Origin of the sequence: Marinobacter sp. UBA2498, from assembly GCF_002341575.1 — a bacterium.
In the GTDB taxonomy this organism is placed as follows: Bacteria; Pseudomonadota; Gammaproteobacteria; order Pseudomonadales; family Oleiphilaceae; genus Marinobacter; species Marinobacter manganoxydans.
The window spans coordinates 1-7,146 of sequence record NZ_DDOI01000115.1 but is presented as its reverse complement, the minus strand read 5'-3'; the positions used below and the strand labels follow the sequence as shown (position 1 = coordinate 7,146).

5 protein-coding genes and 1 pseudogene are annotated in these 7,146 nt (G+C 57.2%); all 6 read left to right on the top strand.

The window, feature by feature from the left end:
• Window positions 1-45 precede the first annotated feature (45 nt).
• Window positions 46-331: pseudogene (locus B2W52_RS15990) on the top strand (mercury(II) reductase); the annotation flags it as partial.
• Between the two features lie 178 nt (window positions 332-509).
• Window positions 510-2,864: a heavy metal translocating P-type ATPase gene (locus tag B2W52_RS15985; protein ID WP_286803724.1), complete on the top strand. Its 2,355-nt coding sequence runs from the start codon at window positions 510-512 to the stop codon at window positions 2,862-2,864.
• 169 nt (window positions 2,865-3,033) lie between these two features.
• Window positions 3,034-3,492, top strand: a complete 459-nt coding sequence (locus B2W52_RS15980) for an ATPase (RefSeq protein WP_286803723.1) — start codon at window positions 3,034-3,036, stop codon at window positions 3,490-3,492.
• Window positions 3,493-3,538: 46 nt separating this feature from the next.
• Window positions 3,539-5,053, top strand: a complete 1,515-nt coding sequence (locus B2W52_RS15975; RefSeq protein WP_286803722.1) for a thymidine phosphorylase family protein — start codon at window positions 3,539-3,541, stop codon at window positions 5,051-5,053.
• Entirely contained in the window at window positions 5,050-5,970 is a 921-nt protein-coding gene (locus B2W52_RS15970; RefSeq protein WP_264995195.1) for a ribose-phosphate diphosphokinase, read from the top strand. The genes B2W52_RS15975 and B2W52_RS15970 overlap by 4 nt, the downstream gene beginning before the upstream one ends.
• Window positions 5,967-7,146 (top strand): MBL fold metallo-hydrolase (locus tag B2W52_RS15965; protein WP_286803721.1); only part of this gene is annotated, 1,180 nt, incomplete at its 3' end. The genes B2W52_RS15970 and B2W52_RS15965, both read left to right, overlap by 4 nt.

Below are 7,146 nucleotides of genomic sequence, written 5' to 3'. Positions count from 1 at the left end.
CCGGTGTTCAGGATTACGTGTTAGATGGGATATTCCTGTAAGGAAGGCGAGGCCAGGCTCGACCTCAGTGCCATGCCCGCGGTCATGTTTACCGATCCTCAAGTCGCCACCGTTGGCCTCTCTGAAGCCGAAGCAGTTGCTCGGGGTGCAGGTTGTCGCAGCGGAAGGCGGTGAAATTATCCAAACGGCGGTGATGGCGTTACGAGCAGGTTTGACCGTTCAGGAAATCGGCGATGACTTGTTCCCTTATCTGACCATGGTTGAAGGACTCAAACTCTGTGCGCAAACGTTCACCAAGGATGTAAAACAGTTGTCATGCTGTGCCGGATAAATGATTTGAACGCGGCTCTGGGGTTTCTTGACCGAGATCACAATCTGATTCGGTTTAAGCCGGTGATTCATTTTGGATTCAGGTAGATATGCTCTGATGATCTGGGTGGCGCTTATGCTGGGTGTTCTTCTGCCTGATAAAAGCTCCGGTTGGCCAATTAAGGAAAGGGGACCAAGGAATGAAAAATACCGTCGTGGAGATCCGCGGCTTGCTATCGGCACTGAGTGCCCGGGGCGTAGAGAAACAGCTATTGAGATTGCCCGGCGTTAAGAAGGCCGAGGTCAACTATGTGGCCGGCAGCGCGACCGTCACCTATGATGAGGCGACGGTGGACCTTGAGGCTATCAAGGCCCGGATACACGAGTGCGGCTATCACTGTTCCGGAGAACAGTTGCCCAGGCACGTTTGCGACCCGGGGGACCCGCCGACCGAAGCCGGGGCTGTGTCCACGCCCGTCCACGATGGCCATGCCTCCCACACCGGCCACGACGATACGGCGCATCCTGCTGAACACGGCGAACATACCGGCGCCAAGGACGAGATGGCCCACGAGATGGGCCACGGCGGCAGCATGGACATGCAGGCAATGGTGCGCGACATGCGCAACCGTTTCTGGGTCTGCCTGATCTTCAGCCTCCCGATTTTCATTTATTCGCCCATGGGTGGGCTGTTCGAACCACCGGTGCCACCCTTCGGGCTGCGGCTAGACCTATGGTTGCTATTACTGGCAAGCATCGCCGTGCTCTGGCCAAGCTGGCCGTTCTTTGTTGCCGCTTGGCGCGCGCTGAAAAACGGCGTGCTCAACATGGCTGTGCTGGTCGTTCTCTCGGTGGGTACTGGCTACCTGTTCAGCGTCGGTTCCACGCTCTTTTTCCCGGGTGTGCAGTTTTTCGAGGCGGTGGCGGTGCTGCTGGTGTTCATCCTGCTCGGCCATTGGCTGGAGATGCGCGCCCGTGCCGGTGCCTCCGACGCCATCCGCTCGCTGATGGATCTCGCGCCGCCCAAGGCCACGGTGTTGCGTGATGGCCAGGAACGGGAGGTTCCCACCGCTGAGGTTCTGAAGGACGACATCGTCGTGATCCGCCCCGGCAATAAGATTCCGGTGGACGGCGAGGTTCTAGAGGGCGAGTCCCAGGTGGATGAGTCCATGCTCACTGGCGAGTCCATGCCGGTGGAAAAAAAGCCCGGCGATAAGGTGATCGGCGCCACCATTAACAAGAGCGGCAGCTTCAGGTATCGCGCCACCAAGGTAGGTTCCGACACCGCGTTAGCGCAGATCGTCAAGCTGGTGCAGGAGGCGCAGAACTCCAAGGCCCCGGCGCAGCTGCTGGCGGACAAAGCGTCACAGTGGCTGGTGGTGATTGCCATCGTAATCGGCCTGCTCACCTTCGCCGTCTGGTTCTGGTGGATCGGCCAAAGCCTGCTGCTTGCCGTGACCCTGACTATCACCGTGTTCGTGATCGCCTGTCCGGATGCCCTCGGCCTTGCCACGCCCATGGCGGTGATGGTGGGCACCGGCCTCGGCGCCAGGAACGGCATCTTGTTCAAGAATGCCTCTGCACTTGAGGATGCCACCCGGCTGGATATTGTGGTCTTCGACAAGACCGGCACCCTGACCATGGGCGAGCCGCAGGTGGTCGAGGTGGTCGTGGTGGCGGGCAGCACCGAGGAGGCGGTCCTCGCACTGGCGGGGACGGTGGAGCAGGGCTCGGACCATCCTCTGGCCAAGGCGATACAAAGTAAGGCCGAAGGCTTGCAGCTTGATCCGCTGACCGGCTTCACCAACATCGAGGGCAAGGGCGCGCGGGCGGAGATTGGCAGCAAGACCGTGCTGCTCGGCAACCGCCGGCTGATGGACGAAGAGAAGGTCGACATGGCGAGCCTGAAGGACGAGGCCGCGCGTCTGCAGAGCGCGGGGCAGACCGTGGTGCACGTCGCCCAGGACGGGAAGCTGGTCGGCCTTATCGCCATTGCCGATGCGCCTCGCCCCACCGCTGCGGCGATGGTCAAGAAAATGCGGGAACGCGGGGTGGAGGTGGCGATGCTCACCGGCGACAACCAGGCCACCGCCGAGCGCATCGCCCGGGAACTCGGCATTGAGATGGTGATCGCCGATGTCCTTCCGGGGCAGAAAGCAGACAAGATCAAGGAGCTCCAGGCTCAGGGCAAGAAGGTTGGCATGGTGGGCGACGGTGTCAATGACGCCCCGGCACTGACCCAGGCGGAGGTGGGTTTCGCCATCGGTGCCGGCACCGATGTGGCCATTGAGAGCGCTGACGTGGTGCTGATGAAGAGCGACCCCTACGATGTGCTGGGAGCCATCGAGCTGTCGCGCGCTACCCTGCGCAAGATGCACCAGAACCTGTTCTGGGCGGTGGGCTATAACGTCATCGCCTTTCCCGCGGCGGCAGGCGTGTTCTATCCGTTGGTGATAAGCCCAGAAGTAGCGGCGCTCGCAATGTCTGGAAGCTCCGCTCTTGTTGCGGTAAATGCACTCCTGCTAAAGCGAACCCGACTGGACGGCTTAGGGTAGACGAACACTTCCAATTGGAAAAATTGATGTTCATCAAGCCCACGCTATTGAGCGACTCTTTTTGCATCTTTTGTTGGGGTTTTTCAGTGTGAATTCAGGCTTATGAGTTTAAGTGGTAGGTAATTGCTGTTTGCTGACATGATTAATGACAACAAGGGGGAACGGGTAAATGGACATCAAAACCTTTGGAGAACTTATTAGCTGGACACGGGATTTGCATGCTCATCTTGCAAGATGCCTGTCCGACTGCGCCACTAAGAATGAAGAAGAGCGAGCACAAGCGTTGCTGGACTATTTGGCGACCCATGAATCGGAAATGGAACGTATTGTGAACGAGTTCAAGTCGCAGGGCGATTCCAAAGCGTTGGAGACAAGGGTCTACGACTACCTGTCTCACCATCCCATTAAGACCCACAGAACCTGCGATGAGCCATACGCACAGCTGGATTTTGAGGGCATATGCAGAGAAGTATTCGATTTCCATGATCAGATAGAGGACCTTTATCGTACCATGGCCGACAAAGCCGAAATTCCCGAGGCGAAAGAATTACTGCAGTCGTTGCTAACCATGGAAGAGAACGAAGCTATGCGATTGGCCAGGCAGATAGGGCGTATGAACGACCTCTGATCAGAACACTGAAATTATTCTTCAACGCAGAAAAGGATGTTGATACATGGTGGCGTCTTCCAGTCAGTTACGGGTTTTCAAGATGGGTATCAATACTCATCAGGAGCCTGTCGTCTACATGCGTGATGATTGTGATGTGTGCCTTTCAGAAGGATTCTCCGCCAGTTCCAGGGTGGGAATTTCCTCACAGGGACGATCCATCATCGCAACTCTCAATATTTCGTCTGATGAAACGGTTCCCAAAGGGTATGCGGGGCTTTCAGATATCGCCATAGAGCGGCTCGGGGTGGCTCAGTCTGACCTGGTTTCAGTACATCATGCGCCCTATATCGAATCCTTGAGTCTGGTTCGTCGGAAAGTATTCGGACACAGCTTGCTTCCGGCTGAGATGGCTCGCATTGTCTCCGATATCTCCGCACACAAATACAGCGATGTCGAAATAGCCTGTTTCCTGAGCGCTTGTGCGGGTGGCAGATTAGGTTTCGATGAGATTGTTGCTTTGACCCAGGCGATGGTGAATTGCGGACAACAGCTCGATTGGCCAGGCGTGGATCGTGTGTTCGACAAACACTGTGTTGGAGGCCTGCCGGGCAACCGGACCACGCCGCTGGTTGTGTCGATCGTCAGCGCAGCAGGCTTAGTAATGCCTAAAACCTCCTCCCGTGCCATCACCTCACCGGCGGGAACAGCGGACACCATGGAAGCGCTGACCAATGTGAGGCTTGGGCTGAACGAGATTCGCCGTGTGGTCAGAGAAACCGGTGCCTGTCTCGCCTGGGGTGGGGCGATGAACCTCAGCCCGGCTGATGACCTGTTGATTCGCATCGAGAGAGCGCTGGACCTTGATGGTGAGGGCCAGCTCGTGGCCTCGGTGCTGTCCAAGAAGATTGCTGCCGGTTCCACCCATGCGGTGATTGACATTCCGGTGGGGGAGACGGCCAAGGTTCGAACGCCCGGCGATGCCGACCGGCTGGCCTCTCTTTTCACAAGCGTTGGGGCGGCCTGTGGGCTGAAGGTACGCTGCATCGCGACAGACGGCAGCAAGCCGGTTGGTGCAGGGATCGGGCCGACAGAGGAGGCCCGTGATGTTTTGGCCGTGTTGCAGGGAAAGCGGGGTGCGCCGGAGGATCTACGGAGCCGCGCCATCTTGCTGGCTGGCCATTTATTCGATCTGGCCGATGGTCTTGGCGTGAAAGAGGGGATGATCAAAGCAGAGCGATTACTTCAAGACGGCTCTGCCTGGGAGCAGTTCAAGCGCATAACAAAGGCTCAGGGGGGACTGAAGAGCTTAGGTGAAGCCCGTTTTCGGCGTCCAGTTCTGTCCTCGGAATCCGGAACAATCGTGTCTATCGACAACCGTCGGCTTGCCCGTGTCGCCAAGCTGGCAGGAGCGCCTGCCAGTTCTACCGCAGGACTACGGCTGCTGGTGAACGTCGGCGATATCGTCATTAAGGGAGAGCCTCTCTATGAGTTACTCAGTGACAGTCCGGGACAGCAGGATTATGCGCTGGCGTTTAACGATATGGGGCCGGCAATCTTCACTGTATCGCAAGAGGAATGATTGTGGACATTATTGAAAAAAATGTGCTGTTTAGCCTCACCCCGCACCCATTACAGGAGAAGCTTTGTGATCAGCTTAACTTGGAGCCGGGAAGTTTGCAGGTGCGGAGGTTCCCTGATGGTGAGTCCTACTTACGTGTGCTCACATCAGTCAAAGGTGCGAACTGCGTAATATTGGCCGACCTAACGCATCCAGACACCAAATACCTTGCTCTCCTGTTTCTCTTTGAAACTCTCCGGGAACTCGGTGCCAGGTCGATTGGGTTGGTGGCGCCCTATCTTTGCTATATGCGCCAGGATCGACGCTTCGAAGAAGGGGAGGCGGTCACTTCCAGGGTGTTTGCCCAGTCTTTGTCTTTACATATCGACTGGCTGATCACCGTTGATCCACATTTGCACAGGTACCAGTCTCTTGACGAAATCTACAGCATACCCACGCAAGTTGTTCAGGGAGCACCGGCGCTGGCGGATTGGCTACGGGGGCAAAACGGTCTGTTGCTGGTAGGTCCGGACGCGGAAAGTGAGCAATGGGTATCAAGTATCGCGCAGGCCAGTAACCATCCTTATGTCATTGGCACCAAGCAGCGTCTGGGTGACCGGCGCGTTGAAGTCACCTTGCCGGATATCTCGGCGTATAACGGCCGGAAAGCCGTCATCATTGATGACGTTATTTCCAGCGGACGCACCATTGGCGAGTGTGTCAGGGCACTTAAGGCGCAAGGCACGGAGGCCATCCTGTGTGCGGCGGTGCATGGCATTTTTGCGGAGGCCTCGGACACCTACCTTCTGGGTACCGGCCTGCAGACGCTGGTGACCACCAACACGGTTCCACACAGCAGCAATGAGATCGATGTCAGCGAGTTGCTGGTGCCGCCGGTCAGGCATTTTCTCAATCAGGTGGAGGGTGAGCGCCGATGAACATTACATTTCTGGGTGGCACGGAAACCGTGACCGGCTCCAAGTTCCTGGTTGAAACCGGCCAGACACGTGTATTGGTCGATTGCGGCCTGTTTCAGGGGTACAAGTGGCTGAGAAAGCGCAACCGGCAACCGTTGCCGCTCGATATTGCCTCGCTGGATGCCGTGCTTCTGACCCATGCCCATCTGGATCATTCAGGCTACATCCCCGTGTTGTACAAGCAGGGCTTCCGGGGGGCGGTTTATACCCATCATGCCACCCGAGAGCTATGCAGCATATTGCTGGCCGATAGCGGCCATCTTCAGGAAGAGGAGGCACATTACCTCGGCCGCCATAAGCTGAGCAGGCATGAGAATCCGGAGCCCCTGTATGATCAGGAGGATGCAGAAGCCTGCATGGAGCTGTTTCAGTCGGTGGACTTTCACCAAGTGATCCAGCTCGGTGATATACGCTTTCATCTGCGACCGGTCGGGCACATTCTCGGGGCGGCCTGTGTCATCATCGAGGCGGAAGGTAAACGCGTCGGTTTTTCCGGCGATGTGGGCCGCCTCAATGATATTTTCATGAGGCCACCTGCGCCTCTGCCAGCTCTGGACATGCTGATGCTGGAGTCAACGTATGGCAATCGTCGCCACGACGATGCGGACCCGTTGTCGCAGTTGGCAGACATCGTTAATGAAACCGTCGACAAAGGGGGCAATATACTGATTCCGGCCTTTGCCGTGGGCAGAGCGCAGGTCTTGCAGCATATGCTCACCGACCTGATGAAGGCGGGACGAATTCCAAGGTTGCCAGTTTATCTGGATAGCCCCATGGCGATTGATGTTTCTGAGATTTACTGCCGCTACGAAGATCAGCATCGGTTGAGCAGTTCAGAATGCCACGAAATGTGCAGCACCGTTCATTATAGCCGCAGCGCCCAAGACTCCAAGGCGCTGGCTGATCAGGCCTACCCGCACGTAATTATTGCAGGCAGCGGTATGGCAACGGGCGGTCGCATTCTTCATCACTTCAAACGTCTCCTCGGCCAGCACCGTACAACCGTTATCTTTGCCGGTTATCAGGCAGGGGGGACACGAGGCGCCAAAATGGTTGATGGAGCGGAAAGGATCAAGATCCACGGCGACTGGATTCCGGTCAAGGCCCGGCTGGAGGTGTTGAGTGGGCTTTCCGGAC

Excerpts from the sequence above, each read along its gene's own strand:
- B2W52_RS15985 (WP_286803724.1), top strand. The coding sequence starts at position 510 with ATGAAAAATACCGTCGTGGAGATCCGCGGCTTGCTATCGGCACTGAGT.
- B2W52_RS15980 (WP_286803723.1), top strand. The coding sequence starts at position 3,034 with ATGGACATCAAAACCTTTGGAGAACTTATTAGCTGGACACGGGATTTG.
- B2W52_RS15975 (WP_286803722.1), top strand. The coding sequence starts at position 3,539 with ATGGTGGCGTCTTCCAGTCAGTTACGGGTTTTCAAGATGGGTATCAAT.
- B2W52_RS15970 (WP_264995195.1), top strand. The coding sequence starts at position 5,050 with ATGATTGTGGACATTATTGAAAAAAATGTGCTGTTTAGCCTCACCCCG.